Genomic DNA, 21,485 nt, shown 5'->3' with positions numbered 1-21,485 from the left:
CTGCTTGTTAAATCGGTTGTAGACCAAATTTTTTAATATGATTAAGTAATTGGCGGTTAGTGGGCAGTTTAGCTAAACCTTGTTTTGCATCTTGTTGGCTATTAGTAAAGTGCTCAATAATGGCTGCGGGCATTTTCATTTGAGGAAACTGCGGTAGTTGCTTCATACCATATAAAATGTATTGATAACTGGCTGCTGAAAACACCTCCTGCGCCCGGTCAAAATCATTTAACCATGGACTTTGATATTGCCACAGAGCTAGGTTATCTATCAATGCACTGGGTATTGATCTAGGTGCTTTATGTGCTTGCCAATATTCACTTGTACGAGTTGATAATACGTAGTGTAATTTTAAAAATTCAATAATGCGTTGCCAGCGATAATGAGTTTGTTGATCAAAGCGTTTTGCAAGTTGCGGCATTGCTTTTCTATTAGTTGGAAAATTAGCTAATAGGGTATTTAAACTCAGTTCAACCATCACCAAAGCAGAGGCCTCAAGTGGTTCAATAAAGCCCGCAGACATGCCAATTGCAATACAGTTTTTATGCCAAAACTGCTCACGATAACCAGGGGTAAATTTAAGTTCGCGAATCGTTAATTTACTTAGATCTAAATCACTTTGCGTTGTGTTTAAATAATTAATTAATTTATCTTTAGCACCTTGGGTTGACTCAAATTTACTTGAATACACCATACCGACGCCACGGCGACTTTGTAAGCCTATATCCCAAACCCAGCCAGTATCTTGCGCTGTGGCTTTGGTATAAGAGAGTATTTCTTGTTCATCATCTGCATATGGCACTTGTACAGCAACGGCACTGTCATTAAACAAAATATGGTCTTGTGTTTGCAGTGGCACTTTGTAGTATTTATCAATTAAGCGGCCATGATGACCAGAACAATCAATAAATAAGTCGCCAGTTATTAACCCGTGATCAGAGGTTTGCACTGCGCTGATATAATCATCTTCATCGCTAATTACTTCATCAACGTGACTAATAATGTGATTAACCCTGAGCTTATCAACACAATGTTGTTGCAACAACTGTGCAAATTTACCAGCATCTAAGTGATAGCCATAATTTGCATGTGTTTGATAGTCAGCGTGCATGTGAGTTTTTGGGGCTTTGTTCTGATCGCAAAAGTAAGTTTGACTCGAGACCGCATGACTAAAGCTCACCGCATTATGTTGAGCAAACCAATAAGGTGCTATATTCAAGCTTTGATAGGCCACCGGTAAGCTAAATGGGTGGTAGTAATATTCATTACTTTCGCCATTTTTTGCATCATGGCACCAACCATCAAAACGTGAACCTTGTTTAAACGACGCGTCACATTGGCGAATAAACTGTGTTTCGCTTATACCAATAGTCTTTAAGGTTTGGCGCATCGTAGGCCATGTGCCTTCTCCAACACCAAGAGTTGGGACATTGGGAGATTCAATTAAAGTGACTTTCGCGTTATGAGTTAAGTGTGGTTGAGCAGCTATCAAGCCTGCACTTAACCAACCGGCACTCCCGCCGCCAATAATAACAATATGATTTATAGTGGATGTGGCCATTAGTAATTACCAAGTTTGAGCTATAAACATCGTAGCAAAAAAAAGCCGCATAAAGCGGCTTTTTGACAACAAAATGCTAGAAAGCGTAACGGAAGCCGATGTTGTATCGGGCGCCGTACTGGTTAGCACGTAGTAACTGCTCAGAGTAACGAACGTATGTACGTTGTGTTTCGTCGGTTAAATTTAAACCTTCGATAAACACGGTAAATTGCTCGTTAACTGCGTAGTTTACATTCACATCCCACTGGCCATAGGCTTCAGTGAAAATAGGAGCAGAATGTTGGTCAAAACCTGTTAAAAACTCATCACGCCAGTTATAAGAAACACGTGCTGATAAACCATCTAAATCATAAATTGCTGAAAAGTTAGCAGAGTCACTTAAGCCAGGCAGTGCAAACTGATAACCAATAGTATCGCGGTCAGCCTCAACATCACCAAATACAAATGTTGCATTAGCTGCAATACCAAACCCTGTATCACCAAACATGTGCTGTGAAGCAAGTTCCCAACCCCATAAGTTGGCTGTTTCAACATTGGTATCACGTGATACATAGAAGGTTGCTAATGGGTCTGTAGAGTCACCTAAAATAGGTGTGCCAGACTCGTTACCTAGGTTTGTATTTATTTGGTCGTGGATTGCTTGATCCGTAGGTTGAATACCTGCTTCAGCTAAATCAGCGCGCGCTTGCTCAGCACGTTCGCCAATAAACGCATCAGTGATGTCGCCGATGGTTTCTTCAGTTGTTACATTAACTAAGAAGTTTTCAACTTGCTTACGGTAATAGCCTGCAGATACATAGCTTCCTTGACCGTAGTAATATTCAAGTGATAAGTCAACGTTGTCAGCAGTGTAAGGTTTTAGTGCGGGGTTACCTACAGCCACTTTACGTTGACCCACTTTAGGGTTACCTAAAAATGAGGTGGTTGAGCGCAGTGCACTTACAGGTGGACGTGCTAAACTTCTGCTGTAAGAAAAACGTGCAATCACATCTTCAACTACTTCAACGTTCATATCAAAACTAGGTAAAAACTCTTTAGTTGTGCCTTCACCTGTAGAGAAAGTGCGTTCATCTGCATAGATATATGACCACTCACTGCCGTTTACCCATTCCATGTTTGTAGCAGGGCGTTCAAGGCTGCTAGATGACACATCTGTTTGCTCATAACGTAGGCCAGTTGTAATGTTTACTGGCATGCCGTTAAATTCAGTTTCAAAGTTAGCTTGCATGTAAAATGCTAAGGTTTTTTCACTTACACGGTGATCGTCATCAATTGGGCCTGATTGAACTTGGCCATTAACATCCGCAGGCCAAGTGCATGCACCTAAGCCAGCATCAGGGTGATCACAGTCGATACTCTCTGCAATTGAGACAATTTTGTCAAAGTCAGCATCGTAGTAGTAGTTTAATAATTTGTCGCTACCACCACCTGAAAAACCATCAAGTAAACCAGTGCTATCTACACGAGAGAATAAGCCATCATCATACCAATCAGCTGACTTAGTCCACCAACCAGCAGCTAATTGACCTGAATAAGCTGACGTTGTACGAAAATCAATTTTAGTATGTGAAACACCAAAGTTGATACTGGCTAATGCGCCGCTGTCTTCATTATACCAAGTACCTTTTAACTGATACTGGTCTAGGTCATTAGTGTTTTCATCTTTACTTGCACCGGCAAATAGGCTACCCATGTCACTTGGTAATATTTCAGCTTGACCATTAGTTAAAGTCATATCAATAAGTGGGATTTCGCCTTGGCCAAAGTAAGCCATTTTCTCATCAATATTAACCGTTGGGTTTTCACACCAGTCACATGACGTATTACCGATAATCATGAATGCATCTTGGCCAATACCAACACCTGCACTTGTTGCAGATGAATTGTGTGCGTCAAATTCAATATTAAGTGTGTCAGTAACTTGCCAATCAATATTAAAACCAAGAGATTTGTTTTCGTTTTCAGTTTGGCCTTGGTTTAAGTTGGTAGAGTAATCCCCACCGACTTCTGTTACTTGTGTATAAGTACCATTTTCATTGATGGTAGCAGCATTTACACTACCACCATTATTAAACCATACGCCAAAGCTACGACCGTCTTTTTCAAACTCAAGTTTTGAGTAAGTGTAATCAACAGTCGCGGTAATATTATCTGTAGGTGCATATTGTAGAACTAGTTGACCATTGGTACGTTTACGGCTATTGTCTGAAAATGCATACCCAGCGTTTTGCGGATACCATGTTGAACCATCAGCACGTTGATTGTTATCAGTTAGGGCAAGGTTTGGTGATGTTGATAAATCTACATCTGGGATCCAGTTATCAACCGCCATTGATTGCTCGCGGTTATCACGCTCTTGCACCGAACCTGAAATTAAAATACCAAATTTATTATCATTAAATGTATTGCTATAAATTCCAGAAAGCTCAGGCGTAACATCACTACCAGTTTCATTTGAAGTATCCATAACTGCTTTTGCACCAATTGATGCATGCATACCTGGATTTGATAGTGGTTTTGCGGTTGTGATGTTTACAGTTGCACCAATGCCACCACTAGAAGCATCAGCACGTGCTGTTTTATAAACTTCAACACCACTGACACTTTCTGTTGCGATATTGCCAAAATCAAATGAGCGCCCACCGGTTGTTGGCATTTGGCGGTCATTGAGTGTTACGAGGTTAAACTCAGGGCCAAAACCACGCACCGTGATTTTACTACCTTCACCATTACTGCGATCAATTGATACACCAGTGATTCGTTGCAGCGACTCAGCAAGGTTAGTATCAGGGAATTTACCAATATCTTCAGAAGTAATAGCATCTACAACACCAGCTGACTGGCGCTTGATGTCCATTGATTTAACCAAGCTACCGCGAATACCTGAAACTTGTATTACTTCCATTTCATTTGTTGTTGCGGGTTCTTCTTCGGCGATAGCGTTATGAGATGACAGTGCACTTAAGCCCATCGCCATTGATAGGCTAACGGCAAGCTGTTTTTTCTTAAAGAATGTGTGGTTCATGCAAATCTCCAGATTTGTTTTATCTTTTATGGTTGTTGTCTTGTAAGCGCTTACATTTATATTTAAAAAAATCGCCGAACCCGACTTTGTTAATGTAAGCGCTTACAATAAGTTAGTAGAAAGTAAAACTCACGTCAATTAAAATCAGTTTTTAAATTAGGTATTAAAGGTTATCTATCTGTATTTATGAGAGTTATTTATCTGGATGATTTAATTAAATGCTTCGTATTATGGTAAATATGTGGCAAAACTCGATTAAAAGGCTGAGTTATGTTGTTAACTTCTCCTGCTTAAAGTTAACAACTGCAGTGGTTTGAGCAATCAAATCTTAAAATAGAATATAAAATCTAGCAGAGACTTAAGCACATTTGCTATGCTGTAACTTCAATTTAGCCATATGTTTTATAGGGTAATAGATAATGCCAAGTGAGCAAACTAAAGCAAATATACCTCCTGCAAAAATTGTTTGTGTTGGGCGTAATTATGTTGCACATATTGAAGAGTTAGGTAACCAAGTTGCGCAGCAAATGGTGGTGTTTTTAAAACCCAGTAGCGCTATTAGTGAGGTGCTTTTAAGCCAGCACTGCGCAGAAAATTTGCATTTCGAAACCGAAATATGTTTTAAAGTGCAGGGGGGGCAACTAGCTGAAGTTGCAGTTGGTTTAGATTTAACCAAACGTGATCTACAAACAGAATTAAAAAATAAAGGCCTGCCGTGGGAACGCGCCAAAGCATTTGATGGCGCAGCATTATTTAGTGATTTTGTTGCTATAAAGCAAGCTGATATCGCAAAACTACAAGTCTCTTTACAACTAAATAATAAGTTACAACAGCAAGGTAATGTTGATTTAATGCTCTATAAACCAGATGTGATTTTAGCACAAATAAATGAATTTATGACTTTAAATGATGGCGATATTATCATGACAGGTACACCCGCAGGGGTTGGCCAAATACATGCAGGAGATACATTTAACGCCCAGCTTCACTTGGCTGATCAGCTTCTTGTACAACAGAGCTGGGTTGCGCAATAGGCTGTAATATTAGTTGCTGATAATACTCATCAAAGTCTGTAAATGTGTTTTTAAGCCATTTACGTTGACTCTCTTGGTATTTTTCTGAAGGTAGGATGCTTTGTTTGAGCTTTTCGTTAATAATCTTCAGGGCTTTTTCTGCAAAGTTATTAGGTGCTGTAGCAGAGCAGCCAACCGCACCGAGTACAAATGTGTTTTTAGGTGCTTCAATTGGCAGGGCTATAACATTATCTTGCTTAGTAAAACGATTGTAGTAATCGGCTACAAAAGGGTAATCAATTGAGTAGTCGATATAGCCATGATTCAACCTTGAAATCACCGCATAACTTTCATTTTCACTTCCCCAACTTAAAGAGCCTTTTTCTTTTGCACCAGTATTTTTTGCAATGGTATTTATTTCATTTGTAAATTGACGAGCAGCCGTTTGACCAAAAATAAAGCTGTTGTCTATAAGTAAGTTGATTAGCCGAACTGGAGAGCCATGTTGTCGGCTTATTGTCTTAGCGTTATTTTTTGTCGTGATAATGCTGAATGGCGGATAAACAGTTGTCGGAATTGAATATATGGCTCTGACTGTACTTGTTTTTCTGTAGATCATACAAGGGTGGCAAGCCGCGTGGCCTTCCGTTAGGTATTTTGTGATGCGTTGGTTGGGTAATTGCAGGCGAGAGTGTTTTATTTGTGGTAACTCTTTTATCAATTGCTCCGTTAAATAATCGCATAGTCCTCCATTTGGAGATTGCTCGTGCTTAGCTAAATGAAATGGGGCGGTGTTACTATATAGCCATGTAATTTCATCAATATTGTTCGATGAGCATGCAAAAGAAGCTAAAGAGATAGTAGAGCAGAGTATTATTTTAATAATATTAGGCAACTTAATCATTCGTCTATCGAAATATCCCTGAGAAGACATAGTTAAAGTATAGAGAACTTTCGTGTATTTTCTTGTAAAAATAATGCCCTTCTACGAGGGCATTTATTAAATTAAATTTAAAAAGGCACTGGAAACTGCTGATACACCTGAGCGATATCATTAAGTGCTTGCTCGCTTAATTGAATATTAAACGCGTCAATGTTTTCTTTTAACTGTGCCATATTGGTGGCACCAATAATGGTAGATGAAACACCATCCACTTGATTACACCAGGCTAAAGCAAGTTGCGCTGGCGTGATCCTCAATTGGTTGGCTATTTCCATATATTGGCTAATAGCTTGCATTGATGCGGGTGTATTACGAAATAAGCCATTGCGTTGTGTTAATGTCCAGCGGCTGCCTTCAGGGCGGGCTCCATTTTGGTATTTACCACTTAACATACCCCCTGCAAGAGGTGACCAAGGCAGATAGGCAATGTTCTCATGAATACATTGCTCTATAAGGTATGGCCAGTCTTTACCATGAATAAGGCTAAACTCATTCTGAATTGACACCATGCGCGGTAAATTATGTTCTTCACTTAAACGTAAAAATTGACTAATGCCCCAAGGGGTATCGTCTGATAAACCACAGTGTTTGATTTTTCCGGCTTTTACACAATCATTTAAGCCTTCTAATATATCGAGCATACTTGCAGTATGTTGCTGTGTATCGGCTTCACTAAAGCGCACATTACCAGGGAAGTGCTTGCCAAAATGCGGCGTAGTACGATTGGGCCAATGTAATTGGTATAAATCTATAACATCAGTTTGTAAGCGTTTTAGTGAGCTCTCGACTGCATCAATCACAGCTTGGCGAGTTATATCTTCACCCTTTCTTACCCAAGGTAATCCGTTACCTGCAATTTTAGTAGCCAGTACTATATCATCACGCTTATGTTTATTGCGTGATAGCCAATCACCAATAATAGCTTCTGTTTTGCCGTAGGTATCTGCTGTAGGCGGTACTGCGTACATTTCAGCGGTATCAATAAAGTTAACACCGTTTGCTAAGGCATAGGCAATTTGCTCATTAGCATCAGCTTGAGTGTTTTGCAAACCCCAAGTCATGCTTCCTAAGCAGATGCGGGAAACATCGATTCCACTTTTGCCTAACGGGCTGTATAACATGGTTATTCCTTTTAATCTTGTGAATAGGTTTTAAGGGCTGCTAAAAGAGGCTCGCTTAGGTTGGCTTTTTTACCCGTTTTGAAATTAAACATCACCACTTGAGATGAGCCAATTGTTGTAAGCGCATTTTGTTGTTGGCTAAACACGTTGTAATGCATCATGAAGCGGTCAGCTTGAATATCGCTAATGGTCACACCAACCAATACAGTGTCAGGAAAGGTGACAGGGCGTTTGTAACGTGCGTTGTTTTCACTGATCACCGGACCGATGCCTGTTGTTTGTAAATCTTCGAGTAAATTTATTTGATTAAAAAAGTCGATGCGAGCCGTTTCAAAGTAACGAAAATACACCACGTTATTAACGTGTTGAAGGGCATCCATTTCACCCCAAGCGACATTTATTTTTGTGTGGATAGGGTGTTGTTCTATAAACGATTGCATATCAAAGCTCGGTTAATCTAAAGAATACTCAGGTTAGCAATAAGGCGCTGTTAGCTCAAGAAAATTAGAGTAATCATAAAAACATGCTATATTTTTAGGTTCCTGTTTACGTAAATGACAACTTTAGTCTGATACTTTAATGATTATAAGGAGAAAATTATGAATCCGGTTGCAGCAAAAGTCATCAAATGGTTAGCCTTGCTTGTAGTGATATGCTTAGCGTTTACTTGCTATGCAATGGGGAATGCCTCAGGAGCAATCGCTTTAGTTATCCTTGGCTTTGTATTTGAAGGTGCATTTTGGTTATTTGGTCACAAATTATTTAGCCGTAAAAAATCAGATAGTTCTCAATCACAAACTTCCTAGCTTGCTAATCACTCAAACATAATTAATAATAGCTGTTCATATATACAGTTGTTTGGTTTGAGACATGAAAAAGTTTATTCATATCGACATGGATTGCTTTTATGCAGCAGTAGAGATGCGTGATAATCCTGCCCTTGCGAATGTGCCGCTCGCGATTGGTGGCAATAGCCGTAGAGGCGTGTTATCGACTGCTAACTATATTGCTAGGCAATACGGTGTTCGCTCTGCAATGTCTAATTACCATGCAAAAAAACTGTGCCCTGATTTAGTTATCGTGCCCGGACGTATGCAGGTCTATAAAGAAATCTCAACACAAATTCGCGCTATTTTTAAACGTTATACCGATTTAATAGAACCCCTTTCTTTAGATGAAGCCTACCTTGATGTAACCGATAGTACGATTTGTAAAGGCAGTGCTACCTTAATGGCTGAGCAGATCAGAGCTGATATTTATAATGTCACAGGACTAACTGCTTCAGCAGGCATTGCACCGATCAAATTTATTGCCAAAATTGCCAGTGATGAGAACAAGCCCAATGGCCAATTTGTGGTGTTACCAGAGCAGGTTGATGATTTTTTGGCGCAATTGCCGTTAGGGAAAATACCCGGTGTAGGTAAAGTTACACTCGAAAAGCTTAATTTAAAAGGCTTATACACAGGGGCAGATGTCTGTGCTAAAGGCGTTAATTGGATGCAGCAACATGTTGGTAATTTTGGTGTGTCGCTTTATCAAAAATGTGCGGGTCTGCATATTGGCCAAGTATCAATAGATCGAGTACGCAAGTCACTCAGTGTTGAACATACTTATGAGTACAATAAAACCAGCTTACAAGAATGTTTAGAGCAATTGCCATTACTGCTTGAAGAGTTGACCCGCCGATTACAAAAACAACAATTAGAACAGCGAATAAACAAGCTCAGCGTTAAAGTTAAATTTGCTAATTTTGTGGTGACATCCGCAGATCAGTCCTATCATCAAATTGACACAGCAATTTTTGCAGAACTGTTGAGCAAAGCCTATCAGCGTGGTAACCAACAACCCGTTAGGCTTTTGGGCATTGGTATTGGCGTTAAAAACGAGCAGCAACAGCATCTTCAGTTAAGTATATTAGACTAATTATATAGTGTGATATTTAAAGCAATAACTGCTTGTAGACAACATAAAACCACACAATTAACTATAAGAGAGAACGCTATGCAATCAGTTGTAATTGTACTACTGGGTATGGTTGGAATGCTTTTTGGCTGGTTTGTTTATTCTAAATTTATCGCCGAAAAGATTTTCAAAATGGATGACAGTTTTGTCACCCCAGCCCATGAGCTTGAAGATGGAGTTGATTTTGTTCCGACCAATAAAGTGGTGCTTTGGGGGCATCACTTTACTTCTGTCGCAGGTGCTGCGCCAATCGTTGGCCCGGCAATTGCCGTTTATTGGGGCTGGGTGCCCGCAGTGTTATGGGTTGTATTTGGTACCATCTTTTTTGCTGGTGTACATGATATGGGAGCATTGTGGGCTAGTGCGCGTAACAAAGGTAAATCCATGGGGGCATTGTCTGAAAGTGTGATAGGCAAGCGTACCCGAGCTTTGTTTATGATCGTCGTATTTTTAGTGCTATTAATGGTAAATGCAGTATTTGGTGTGGTGATCGCGAAATCATTTATCAGTAGCCCGAATGCAGTTTTCCCCGCATGGGCAGCAATTGTGGTGGCTTTAGTTATTGGGCAGCTATTACGTAAAAAAGTGTCGCTTATTCCGCTGTGTTTTATTGGCGTTGGGATTTTATACTACACCATTTATTTAGGTAGCAGTATGCCAATTAGCCTACCAGATGAGCTATTTGGTTTGAGTGCAAATGCTAATTGGATCATTATTTTATTTGTATATGCAGCGATAGCGTCGTTGTTACCTGTTTGGATGCTATTGCAACCCCGTGATTTTATTAACGGCATGCAATTGCTGGTGGGGTTAGTGCTGTTATATGGCGCAGTGTTTGTTTCTATGCCTGACATCACAGCGCCGGCATTCAATACCCAAACTGCTATTGATACTCCTAGTATTATTCCGCTGCTATTTGTGACCATAGCCTGCGGCGCGGTGTCTGGTTTTCATGGCATTGTGTCATCGGGTACCAGTTCTAAACAACTTAACAAAGAAACCGACGGTCGATTTGTTGGCTACTTAGGGGCTGTAGGTGAAGGCATGCTCGCACTTATCACGTTAGTTGCCGTTAGTGGCGTTGCACTGGCTATGTCTCCAGAGGAATGGCATGAAATATATAGCCATCTAGGAGCTGGTAGTGTTGGGGCGTTTGTAAATGGTGGCGCAAACTTAATAGAAAGCGGCTGGGGGATTTCAAATGAAATAGCCTCTACATTGCTTGCGGTGATGGTGGTGTTATTTGCTGGCACTACGATGGACTCAGGTGTGCGCTTGCAGCGCTATATCATCCAAGAATGGGGTGATATTTATAATATTAAAGTCATTAAAAATGGCATTGTTGCCACCCTAATTGCAGTGTTAAGTTGCCTGCTATTAGCCTTTGGGGCTGGTGGTGCCAGTGGTAGTGGAGGAATGATTATTTGGCCATTGTTTGGCTCAACTAATCAGATTCTTGCTAGTTTAACCTTACTGGTTATTTCAGTGATGTTGATAAAGGCTAATCGGCCAGCGAAATACACTTTAATCCCAATGAGCTTTGTATTAGTTATGGCATTTTTTGCTGGTGTTATTAAGTTAGGTGAATATTACCAACAAGGTAATTGGTTACTCGTTACACTAGATGTTGTAGTGCTTGTGATTAGTGTACTGGTGATGCTTGAAGCATGGTCTGTGATAGCGAAGCACCGACGCGAGAATAACCCGCCAAAAAGCGAATAGTAATGTGGCATTACACTGTAATGCCAAGTTGCCAGTGGTGTTTTATCTCATCGCACTGAGCTGGCAATAGGTAGTCAAATAAATGATAATAAGGTCCTGAGCTTTTTTGACAACAGGACCTTTTTTTATGGCATATCCGCATGCAGTTGCAGCCCCGCAATTAGATAACGCAAAACATGATGCGCTTATTATTATTGCAGATGACTTTTCACAGCTAGACGATCCTAATTTGAGCAAGGCAATTAACGCTCAAATGGCTGTTGATGCACGTATCGGTAAGCAAGTTACACTGCTTGTTGTAGAGTCTAAACGTGTAATTTTAGCGCCTACAGGTCCGTTAAACCGTGATTATGACGACGTACGTCGTTATTTTGATGCTGCTAAATTAGCAATTAACGAAGCCAAAGCCTCGGGAAGTAAAAAACCAGCGATATTTTTGCCGCAAGCAAGCCAAGATAGTCGTTATCAATACGCATTAGAAGTGGCTTATTTAGGCGCTTGCCAAGCATTATGGCAGCCACTTGAAGCACGAGAATTCCATGGCGAAAGTATTGAGCCTATTACACAAATTGCCTTATTTGGCGCGAATGAACAAACAATAAAAGCGGTGAATGCTATTGCTGCAGGGCAATACGCTGCGCGAGACCTATGTGGTACTGAGCCTGAGCGCATGGCGCCGCCACGCTTTGCAGATTACTGCGTCGAGTTATTTAAAGACTCTAGCGTTAATGTTGAAGTGATTGCGGATATTGCTACCATTGATAAAGATTATCCAATGATGAGTACTGTGGCACGCGCATCGTATGCAGTTGAGCGTCATCATCCTCGGGTTGTTAAACTAGAGTACGTTCCTGAAGGTGAAGTAAAGCGTACTTTAATGTTCGTTGGTAAAGGCTTGGTGTACGACACAGGCGGTGCTGATTTAAAAGTTGGTGGCTTTATGGCGGGCATGAGCCGTGATAAAGGCGGTGCAGCATCAGTTGCTGGGTTTATGAAATCAGTTGCAGACTTTCAACCTAAAGGCGTTAAAGTCATTGCTTATTTAGCTGTGGTTCGTAACTCAATTGGTTCAGATTGCTTTGTGCCAGATGAAATAATCACCAGTCGTGAAGGCGTGCGTGTACGCATCGGTAATACCGATGCTGAAGGCCGTCTAGCGATGGGTGATTTACTCAGTGAGATGAAAGACCTTGCTAAAAACGAGGTGAATCCTGAGCTTTTCACTGTGGCAACTTTAACCGGTCACGCAGCGAGAGCTATGGGTCCATACAGTGCTTATGTTGAAAATGGCCCAGCACGTGCGACAAATGTATCACGTAAACTGGCTGATTGTGGCGATCTATGGGCAGATGGTGCAGAAGTATCGCGTAGTCGTCGTGAAGACTATGACTTTATTAAACCGCGTACATTGGCCGATGACGTGCTTTCAAGTAATAACGCAGCATCAGCAGTTACAGCTCGTGGTCATCAGTTCCCAATGGCATTTTTAGCCGTTGTTGGTGGTCTTGATAAGCATGGCTCTGAATCCGCACAACCTTTACCGTATGTGCATATGGATATTGCCGGCAGTGGCGTTGAAGGCGGCGATTGGCAACATGGTAAGCCAACAGCCGCAGGTTTAAGTAGTCTATTTGCTCGTTACTGCTTGTAACCTAAATGCTAAATAAAAAGCCCTGCTAATTAAATTGGCGGGGCTTTTTATTGTTTGAGCCGTGGTTAATCTAATTTAAAACGATTCACTACGTCGGTTAGTTCTTGGCTGCTGTGTTTTAAGTTATCGCTCGCATTAGCAAGTTGTGCGGTGTTTGACAGTGATTGCTCTGTTGATTGCGATAATTCATTAATACGTAAATTTACCTCATCTGCTGCACTAGACTGTTGCTCAGTAGCGCGTGCTATTTGGCCGTTCATATCGGTAATAATAGTTACTAATCGTTCTATTTCAGTTAATGAACTATTTGCTGTACCTGCTTGTTCTACAGTACTACTAGAAAGTTGCTGACTTGCAGTAACGGCATCAACAGCCGCTTGTGCGCCTTTCTGTAGTTTTGCGATCATCGTTTGAATTTCATCAGTACTTTTACCGGTACGACTAGCAAGGGTACGCACTTCATCCGCGACAACTGCAAATCCTCGACCTTGCTCACCCGCTCGTGCAGCTTCAATTGCCGCATTTAAAGCAAGTAGGTTTGTTTGCTCGGCAATACCGCGGATCACATCAAGTACTGATCCTATGTTGTTACTTTCTTGGGCCAGATCAGCCGTTACTTGGCTTACGGTTTCAATATTTTTAGAGAGTGTTTCAATTGCCTTAATTGTTTGGGCCACAACATTTTTACCCTCAGATGCGTTGCTAGCCGCGTCTACAGCTGCATGCTCAGCGGCCTCAGCGTTACGGCTAACATCATGTATCTGATGAGTCATTTGCTCCATGGCTGCGGCAACTTGGGTTGAACTATCATTTTGCAATTCAATAAACGAATGATTGGTTTTGCTAGCATCATCTACATTATGGGCATATTGGTTTACGTCATGGGCGTTTTGCGCAACGTGCTTAAGTGATTCACGCATTTTTTTTGTGTATAAATTAAAGTAGCGAGAAAGCCGAGATACTTCATCATTTCCATCTTCATCTAAGGTTTGCGTTAAGTCTCCTTCACCTTGTGATATATCTTTCATCATGTCGGCAGCAAGTTGAGTTGGTAGTAAAATACTGCGTGCTATTAAATAGCTTAGGCCAATTAATATCGCAATAATAATGGCTGCATTTAGAATAACTAAATTACGTAGGTGAGCAAATGCTTCATCTATGGTATCTATATAAACACCTGAACCTATAATCCACTGCCATTGTGAAAACCCTTTTACGTAAGCGATTTTATCAACTGGCTCATCTTTACCAGGCTTTGGCCATTTATAAGGGATCATGCCTTCACCTTGTTTTTTGACGATGTTAACCATATCGACAAATAATAAAGTACCGTCAGGATCTTTATTATTACTTAACGATTTACCATTAAGTTCAGGTTTAAAAGGATGCATGATCATTGCAGGTTGGTAATCGTTTATCCAAAAATAGTTATTATTGTCGTAACGCAGTGCAGCAATCGTGCTAAGTGCTTGTTGTTTAGCTTGCTGCAGGGTTAATTCGCCATTTTGCTGTAATTCATAAAAGTGGGTAATAATGCTATGGGCTGATTCAACCAGGTTTTTAGTTTTTGTATGTTGCTCTTCTTTTAGTGAACTATATTGCTGAGTTAATGTTGTGATGCTTAAAAAAAGTAAGCCTATCACGACAACACAAACCAATAGGGCTAAGCGCTGAAAGATTGTAAAGCGACGAAGGTACGGCATTAAGTATTCCTCTATGTGTGCTGACGTTCTGAATATCTATTAAGCGTAGTAAAAAAAGATAATAAATCTAGGGTCTGTTGACCTTTCAAGGTTGAATTTGCAGCAGTCTGTTTGGTATTTAGGCAAGGCAGCGCCTATGTGGTGTGGTTATTCCCCATAAATAGGCGATAACGCAGCATCAATGCCAAACAGGCGCTGCTCTTCGGGTTCTACCTAGGGGCGATTTACTCTTTGTTGCCTACATGGATGTAGGTAAGGGGCGTGAGCAGGACGCGGTAGCTTTGCTCGGTTTTGACTTAGCCCACTAGGTTACAAACTTCGCGCCGCGATTAAACCGCCCCTAGTTTGAACAAATTTAAATCTGCAAAGAAAAACAGACCCTAGAAACTTACTAAACATAAATAATGAAAATTAATGACGTGATGAACATTTTTAATGGCCAAAAAAAAGGCTGATTTTGCAATCAGCCTTTAGTATAAAAATTATTCTAATACAGTAACTTATTTAACTGCAAAATGACGATTAAAGAAGTTAGTTATGGTTTGATGTAAATGAGTCTGTACTTGTTTACCACGTAAGCTGTGCTTTGAGCCTGGGTAAGTCATCATTTCGAACTGTTTTTCATTATCTTGCAGCTGCTTAAATAACTTAGTCGCGTGAGTAAATAATACGTTGTCATCAGCCATACCATGATAAATCATTAATGGGCCTTTTAAACCATCAGCATAAGGGAACACAGCACTGTCGGTGTAACCTTTTGCGTTAGTGTCTGGGTGCGATAAATAACGCTCTGTGTAATGGGTGTCATAAAGAGCCCAGTCAGTAACTGGCGCACCAGATACACCTGCTTGAAAGTAGTCGCCGGCTTTAAACATAGTCATTAATGCCATGTATCCACCGTAACTGTGGCCATATATACCTATACGTTGTGGATCAACATAATCAAGTGTACGTAAAAATTCAACGCCCTTGATTTGATCTGCTACTTCTACCACACCTAAATGTTTGTAGATTGCGTCTTCAAACTTTTTACCTCGGTTGTAAGAACCGCGGTTATCGAGTTGAAATACCACGTAACCTTGTTGGGCCATGTATTGAAAGTATAAGTTTTTACTACGCCAGCTGTTAGTAACACGTTGAGCGTGTGGGCCACCGTATACGTTCACAAGTACTGGGTGTTTCTTACCATTATTCACTGTTGCAGGCTTGAACAAACGGTAGTGCATGACTTGGCCGTCTTCTGCTGTCAATGTACCGTATTCAGGTTTGGCTAAATCATCAAGGTAAGGAGTAAGTGGGTGGTTTTTATCTAACTTATTTTGTTCAAGCCAAGTAATAAATTCGCCATTTACTTTACGTAGTGCAGCTGAATTAGGCTGATTGACTGACGAGCTATTATCAATAAAGGTTTTGCTGTCTTTGGCCATAACGACTTTATGATAAGCACCTTGCTCAGTGATACGTTTGATATCGCCTTTTTTGAATAGTGGCGTGCTGTATAAATGGCTTTCAAGTGGCGTATCTTTACGCCCTGCAAAGTAAACAATACCTTTTTTCTCATCAATACCTTTTAGGCTATCTACAACCCAATCACCAGAGGTTATTTTGCGGATAAGCTTACCGTTGGTACGATATAAATAAAGGTGTTTGAAGCCATCGCGCTCAGACGCCCAGACAAAATGCTTTTTGTCTTTTAAAAATTGCAAATCAAAATGTAGATTAAGCCAAGTGTCACTCGTTTCAGTGAGTGCGACTTTTTGCTCTTTATTTTGGCTATTATAAAAGCGCAGCTCTAATTTATGTTGTGAACGGTTTTGCCATTGATAAGATAAAGTTTTGTCATCTTCTAACCATTTAGCACGGGCGATGTAAATGTCTTCATTTTTACCTAAATCAACCCAGTCAGTTTGCTGGTTATTGATTTTTACTACACCGAGTTGAATTTTAACGTTGTTAGTGCCAGTAAACGGGTAGCGTTGGTTAAAGAGTTTTACTTCATCAGCGTAAATCTCGTTGCGAATAGCTTCTTTTACAGGGCTTTCGTCAATTCGGGTGAAGGCAATTTTAGACTCATCGCCTGCCCACCAATAGCCAGTCATACGGCCCATTTCTTCTTGCGCGACAAATTCAGCCATGCCGTTTTTAATTACGCCACCGCCATCTTTGCTCAGTTGAATTTCTTCACCTGTTTCAAGGTTAAGCGCATATAAGTTTTGTTCACGAATAAATGAGACAAAATTACCTTTTGGCGAAAAGCGGGCATCGGTTTCAAATGCGTCGGTATTGGTTAATTTACGGCTTTTTGCTGATGCTAAATCGTAATAATAAAGGTCACCATTGAGAGGGAAAAGTAAGGCTTTACCATCTTTTGACCATTTGTATTCTAAAATACCTTTACCAAAAATACGTTGGCGTTCACGGCGGGCTTTTTCTTCGTCTGAGAGGTTTTCAGGGCCAGAAAATAACTGTGCAGAATCCACTAAAAGACGGTTTTTATTATCTTTTAAATTGTATTCCCATAAATCGTAACGGTTATAATCATCGGTTTTACCTTGCAGATAAGTAACACGGCTACCATCAGGTGAAAACTTAAGTTGTACAGGCGCTTTACCAGCTAAGCTAGGATCGTCAAAAATCCGTTCTAGTGAAAGCGGCTTCGCTTGTACTGTAACAGCGCTAGCCACTAAGGGTAGGGCCCATGAGAGGTGTTTGATTTTTTTTAACACGTATTTACCTTCGCTCGAATAAAAACTGGCCTGATGGTAAAGCCAAGCGTGGGCAACTGCAACTAAATGCTTTAAAGTTATGACATAGCAAGTTAAATAGAAGAGGATTAAAATGACAGCTGAATTTGTATTAGCCCCTGAGCTTACTCGAGACTGTATAGAGGTTACTGACTGGCCACTTTGTAAAGTGTTGCTAATGAATGACAGTCAATACCCTTGGTTTATTTTAGTGCCGCGCAAAATGGGTTTAAAAGAAAATATTGATTTAAGTGAAGCTGATCAACTCCTTTTAATGCAAGAGTCGGCTAAGTTGAGCCGTTTGCTACAAGATGTTTTCTCCCCAGATAAGCTCAATGTTGCAGCACTGGGGAATATGGTGCCACAGTTGCATATCCATCATATTGCCCGTTATAAAACGGATGCTGCGTGGCCTGCACCTGTATGGGGTAAAAATTCAGCCAAGCCATACTCAAGCGAGCAGTTAGCGCAATTGAAGGCTGTTTTTAATCATTCTTAACGACGTACCTTTGAGAGTTATATGAAACGTATAAAGCAATTTTGCACAAGTTTACTTTTATTATCCTTATCTAATGCCGCTTATGCTGTAGCTAAAGAGCAGGCAAGTGTTGGCTCGTCAGTGCCAGCTAATTTTCAAGCAATTGACAATATTGGTGTCGCTAATTTAACACCCCATGCAGGGCACGTATATTCAGCAGCGCAGCCAAGCATTGAACAGTTTAAGGCATTAGCGCATGAAGGCATTAAGCATGTAATTAACCTGCGTGGGCAAAGTGAACAAGATTGGGATGAAAAAGCACTGGTTAACAGCTTAAATATGAATTATGTCGCGCTACCTATTACAGGTGTCAAAGACATCAATGTGGAGAATGCGCGGTTATTAACGCAGTTTTTGGCGCAGAAAAAAGGGGAGGCTGTGTTAGTTCATTGTGCTAGTAGCAATCGAGTCGGTGCGTTAATGGCTATTGCAGCTTATGAAAGCGGCCAAGATGTAGAGGCTTCCATTGGTGAGGGAAAAAACTGGGGCTTAAAAAGCCTTGAGCCAGTAGTACGTAATGTTATTAGTAAATCAACATTAAAAAAATGAGCGGAGTTGAATTCGCTCATTCTTTATGTATAAAAGAGTTACAGCGCAGGCTTTAACTCTTTTAAATTTATTAAAGCCCTAAAACATTTTTACCTTGCTTAAAGGTAACATCGACTGGAATATTTGCTTGGCTTAGTTTTTCTAAGTCTTTAGCAAGCTCGGCTTTAATATCACCATGAGTAGCAATTAGTTGATCTACTTTTTGGTAATCACCATCCCCTTGTAAAGTCAAAATAAGGTTAGATAGCTTAGCCATTGCCTGGCCCATTTTTTCCATGTTGACACGGTAAAGGCCTTGCTCATTTTTTGAGAATGCGCCTTCTTGAGCAAAAAAGTTAAAACGAATCATGTTTGCTTTACCATGGGCACTTGATGCACCAAAGCGAACTGAACGGAAAATACCCGCCATAAACGTGGTGTAGTAATCTTCAAGAGTACCTTGAGTGATCTCGCCCTTTTTAAGCAATTGCTCAACCATATATAAGCCAAGAATATCGGCTTTACCTTCTTCAAGTGCGCTTGCATGTTCTTGTAAAGACTGGCGAACAGTACCTTTATCAGTGATTGTGTTTTTTATACCTAATCCGTGAGCCACTTCGTGGAACATGGTATTAGCAAAAAAGGCATCAAAAGTAATGTGCTTACGTTGCTCTGGCACAATTAACTGTTCAGCAATAGGTACTAAAATTTTATCAAACTTAGCACGCATTGCGTTTTTTAGTTGTAAACGACGAGTGCCTTTTTCAAGCTGTACTTGTTCGTCATTTGGTAGGTTGATTGCAATGGTTTTACTACCCGCATTTGAGTGGCCTGCGTAATAAACCACGTCATAAGCGTTTAAGTCGGCGTCTGAGCCTGGCACTTCTTGTTTGTATTTTTCATCAACAGGTAGGCCTTTTTGTAATTCAGGTAAAAAGGCTGCAAACTTAGCCAAGCGCTCACTCCAGGCTAAGTCTTTAACAAGTACATAAGATTCAAATGCCGCACGTGAACCAAATAATTGATCTTCATAAGTTTCGATTGGGCCAATAACCACATCAATCGGGTTATTTTTCATATCCATCCACGCGAAGTCTGACGCTTGATATTCATCACTTAAAAGTGCATCAGCGCGCAAAGATAAGTAATTAGCAAACTCTTTATCGTCGGCTAGTTTACTCGCTTCACGTAGTAGGTTTGCTGTTTTTTCTAGTGCTTGTGCGTATTCTACAGAATACGAAACGGTATAAAGTTTGCCGTTTTCATCACGTTTAACAACAGAATAAAGGCCATTTTTGTCTTCAACATCTGAGCTGTTTAATTCTTCTTTTGTAATATCAGCAGGGTAGAATTGCGCGCCAGGCGCTTTTTCATCATACCCAGATAAAAAAGCTTGGTCGCCATTTAAACGATCCCAAGGTCCATAGTTAATGTCTGCAAACTTTTGCACTTGTGGGTCATTAATTTTTGCCAAAAAGCTGGTTTTGTCTTCACCAAAGGCTTGACGCCAAAATAGCTCATCCATAACTTTTGATGCATCGATTAGCTTTGCAATCATGGCTTTTTGATTATCACTTAAATGCGTTAAATCAGTTGTTAAACTAAAATCAGTGTAAATAGCTAAGCGATCGGCATCGGCATTAATTAGCTGAGGAGAATCGGTTGTGGCAGGGGCTTTTTCTGCAACTGCGGCATCTGTTTTAGGTGTAACGGCTTGTTCTGAACATGCACTAAGAAAAGCTGCACCGCAAAAAATCAGTGCTTGGCTAATTTTGTTAAGAGTCATTTTGTTGCCTGTTAAAAGTGAAGTTATAAATCAGCAGCTAAATAAATTAGGCTGCTTGCTCGCTTGTGTTATGCATTAAAGCAAAACTTATGCGCAAATAGCAAGTTTGCTGCGTTTGAACCAATAAAGATTGGGTAGTATTGTATGATGAAAAAATAAAACACAGATAATTTGTGTAATTTTCTTAACTTTAGCGGTAAGTTAGACAATACTAACAATTAAACTTATAAAAACATCAGTGCTTAGCAAGCATCATGTTGCTGCAGGCTAACTCAAAAGGATGGCACATTTATGTCAACAGAAAACGCGCTATTAACCATTTTGGTTGACCGTATAAATAACGACACTTTAGTGTTACCAACGCTGCCAGAAGTTGCAGTTCGTGTTCGTCAAGCCGCAGACGACCCTGACGTTAATTTAGCGCAAATGGCTGATGTGATCTCTCATGATCCTGCATTAGCAGCGCGCATGATAAAAGTTGCCAATAGTGCGTTTATGGGACGCTCAATAAAGGTAACTAATTTGAATCAAGCGGTAACACGAATCGGCCTAAGACAAATTAAAAATATTGCCACCGCGATGGCGATGGAACAGCTGTTTGTGTCAAATAACGAACTTATTAAAGGTTATATGGATAAAGCCTGGCAGAAAACACTTAAAGTGGCGTGCCATTCAATTTCACTGATGGAGTTCTTTTTAAAAGAAAACAAGCAGACATCGTTGAATCGTGACACCATTACACTGGCATCATTAGTTTATAATATTGGTGTGTTACCTATTTTAACTGAGGCTGAGCGCCACCCTGAAGTGTTTGCAAACCCGAGTTTTTTAGCTCATGCGATTCAAAAGCTCAGTGGCAAAGTCGGTGGAGCGATTATGCGTGCATGGGATTTCACTGACGAATTTGTCGAAGTGGCTGAAAGTTGGGCTAACCCTAACTATCGCCCTGAGCATATCTGTTATGTTGATTTCATTCGTATCGGGGCAATTATGGAAGGAATTTTACAAGTGTCAGATAAATCTGCGGCATTACAGATGTATATCGATAAAGGTGTTATTCCATCATTAGAGATATTTGCAACAGATGAATACAACGACATGTTAGATGATGTGAAATCGGTTTTTAGTTAAAGCTTGATCGCAGGTTGAGTAAAAAGCGCCAAAACGTGGCGCTTTTTTACTTTTTAA

Annotated in this window: 16 protein-coding genes; 8 read left to right on the top strand and 8 right to left on the bottom strand. The window is 40.4% G+C overall.

All coding sequences use genetic code 11. From position 1 onward, the window contains the following. Positions 1–7: 7 nt before the first annotated feature. Together QMA12_RS16145 and QMA12_RS16140 are read right to left on the bottom strand one after the other, a co-directional pair. The gene (locus tag QMA12_RS16145) at positions 8–1,561 is read right to left on the bottom strand and encodes a tryptophan halogenase family protein (RefSeq protein ID WP_290210657.1); all 1,554 of its coding nucleotides are present in this window, start codon (positions 1,559–1,561) and stop codon (positions 8–10) included. A gap of 76 nt (positions 1,562–1,637) precedes the next feature. Next, positions 1,638–4,586 (bottom strand): TonB-dependent receptor, encoded by a 2,949-nt coding sequence (locus QMA12_RS16140; protein WP_290210656.1) that lies wholly within the window; start codon positions 4,584–4,586, stop codon positions 1,638–1,640. A 419-nt stretch (positions 4,587–5,005) separates the two neighbouring features. On the opposite strand from QMA12_RS16140, the gene QMA12_RS16135 reads away from it, so the two are divergent. Continuing rightward, positions 5,006–5,620, top strand: a complete 615-nt coding sequence (locus QMA12_RS16135; RefSeq protein ID WP_087532428.1) for a fumarylacetoacetate hydrolase family protein — start codon at positions 5,006–5,008, stop codon at positions 5,618–5,620. Here the strand turns inward: QMA12_RS16135 and QMA12_RS16130 are convergent. The 3 genes from QMA12_RS16130 to QMA12_RS16120 form a co-directional block, all read right to left on the bottom strand. Beyond that, positions 5,559–6,503, bottom strand: a complete 945-nt coding sequence (locus tag QMA12_RS16130; protein ID WP_087532427.1) for an ABC transporter substrate-binding protein — start codon at positions 6,501–6,503, stop codon at positions 5,559–5,561. The two genes, QMA12_RS16135 and QMA12_RS16130, sit on opposite strands and share 62 nt — an antisense overlap. A gap of 107 nt (positions 6,504–6,610) precedes the next feature. Continuing rightward, complete coding sequence (locus tag QMA12_RS16125) at positions 6,611–7,663, bottom strand: aldo/keto reductase (RefSeq protein ID WP_290210655.1); 1,053 nt, start codon at positions 7,661–7,663, stop codon at positions 6,611–6,613. Positions 7,664–7,674: 11 nt separating this feature from the next. Further along, the gene (locus QMA12_RS16120; RefSeq protein ID WP_087532425.1) at positions 7,675–8,103 is read right to left on the bottom strand and encodes a thioesterase family protein; all 429 of its coding nucleotides are present in this window, start codon (positions 8,101–8,103) and stop codon (positions 7,675–7,677) included. 159 nt (positions 8,104–8,262) lie between these two features. Between QMA12_RS16120 and QMA12_RS16115 the strand changes: the two genes are divergently transcribed. The 4 genes from QMA12_RS16115 to QMA12_RS16100 all read left to right on the top strand — a co-directional run bounded on the left by QMA12_RS16115 (position 8,263) and on the right by QMA12_RS16100 (position 12,998). Further along, positions 8,263–8,469, top strand: coding sequence for a hypothetical protein (locus tag QMA12_RS16115; RefSeq protein WP_087532424.1), 207 nt, complete (start codon positions 8,263–8,265; stop codon positions 8,467–8,469). Positions 8,470–8,533: 64 nt separating this feature from the next. Then, positions 8,534–9,586: a DNA polymerase IV gene (gene dinB, locus QMA12_RS16110; RefSeq protein ID WP_290210654.1), complete on the top strand. Its 1,053-nt coding sequence runs from the start codon at positions 8,534–8,536 to the stop codon at positions 9,584–9,586. A gap of 78 nt (positions 9,587–9,664) precedes the next feature. Further along, positions 9,665–11,347, top strand: a complete 1,683-nt coding sequence (locus tag QMA12_RS16105; RefSeq protein ID WP_087532401.1) for a carbon starvation protein A — start codon at positions 9,665–9,667, stop codon at positions 11,345–11,347. A 127-nt stretch (positions 11,348–11,474) separates the two neighbouring features. After that, positions 11,475–12,998: a leucyl aminopeptidase family protein gene (locus QMA12_RS16100; protein ID WP_290210653.1), complete on the top strand. Its 1,524-nt coding sequence runs from the start codon at positions 11,475–11,477 to the stop codon at positions 12,996–12,998. Positions 12,999–13,063: 65 nt separating this feature from the next. Here QMA12_RS16100 and QMA12_RS16095 read toward each other — a convergent pair whose 3' ends face one another. Both QMA12_RS16095 and QMA12_RS16090 read right to left on the bottom strand, forming a co-directional pair. After that, the gene (locus tag QMA12_RS16095) at positions 13,064–14,701 is read right to left on the bottom strand and encodes a methyl-accepting chemotaxis protein (RefSeq protein ID WP_290210652.1); all 1,638 of its coding nucleotides are present in this window, start codon (positions 14,699–14,701) and stop codon (positions 13,064–13,066) included. A 500-nt stretch (positions 14,702–15,201) separates the two neighbouring features. Continuing rightward, on the bottom strand, positions 15,202–17,427 hold the full coding sequence (locus tag QMA12_RS16090) for a S9 family peptidase (protein WP_290210651.1): 2,226 nt from the start codon (positions 17,425–17,427) through the stop codon (positions 15,202–15,204). 112 nt (positions 17,428–17,539) lie between these two features. Between QMA12_RS16090 and QMA12_RS16085 the strand changes: the two genes are divergently transcribed. Both QMA12_RS16085 and QMA12_RS16080 read left to right on the top strand, forming a co-directional pair. Further along, positions 17,540–17,944: an HIT domain-containing protein gene (locus QMA12_RS16085; protein ID WP_290210650.1), complete on the top strand. Its 405-nt coding sequence runs from the start codon at positions 17,540–17,542 to the stop codon at positions 17,942–17,944. A gap of 21 nt (positions 17,945–17,965) precedes the next feature. Beyond that, positions 17,966–18,532 carry a hypothetical protein gene (locus QMA12_RS16080; protein ID WP_290210649.1) on the top strand — a complete coding sequence of 189 codons (567 nt, stop codon included), beginning with the start codon at positions 17,966–17,968 and terminating at the stop codon, positions 18,530–18,532. Between the two features lie 70 nt (positions 18,533–18,602). On the opposite strand, the gene QMA12_RS16075 is transcribed toward QMA12_RS16080, so the two are convergent. Next, positions 18,603–20,297, bottom strand: a complete 1,695-nt coding sequence (locus QMA12_RS16075) for a Zn-dependent hydrolase (protein WP_290210648.1) — start codon at positions 20,295–20,297, stop codon at positions 18,603–18,605. Positions 20,298–20,588: 291 nt separating this feature from the next. On the opposite strand from QMA12_RS16075, the gene QMA12_RS16070 reads away from it, so the two are divergent. Continuing rightward, positions 20,589–21,428 carry an HDOD domain-containing protein gene (locus QMA12_RS16070; protein ID WP_290210647.1) on the top strand — a complete coding sequence of 280 codons (840 nt, stop codon included), beginning with the start codon at positions 20,589–20,591 and terminating at the stop codon, positions 21,426–21,428. Positions 21,429–21,485: the final 57 nt, after the last annotated feature.

The sequence above is a fragment of the Pseudoalteromonas sp. APC 3893 genome (assembly GCF_030408095.1).
GTDB lineage: Bacteria > Pseudomonadota > Gammaproteobacteria > Enterobacterales > Alteromonadaceae > Pseudoalteromonas.
This window is presented reverse-complemented; position numbering and strand designations above follow the sequence as displayed.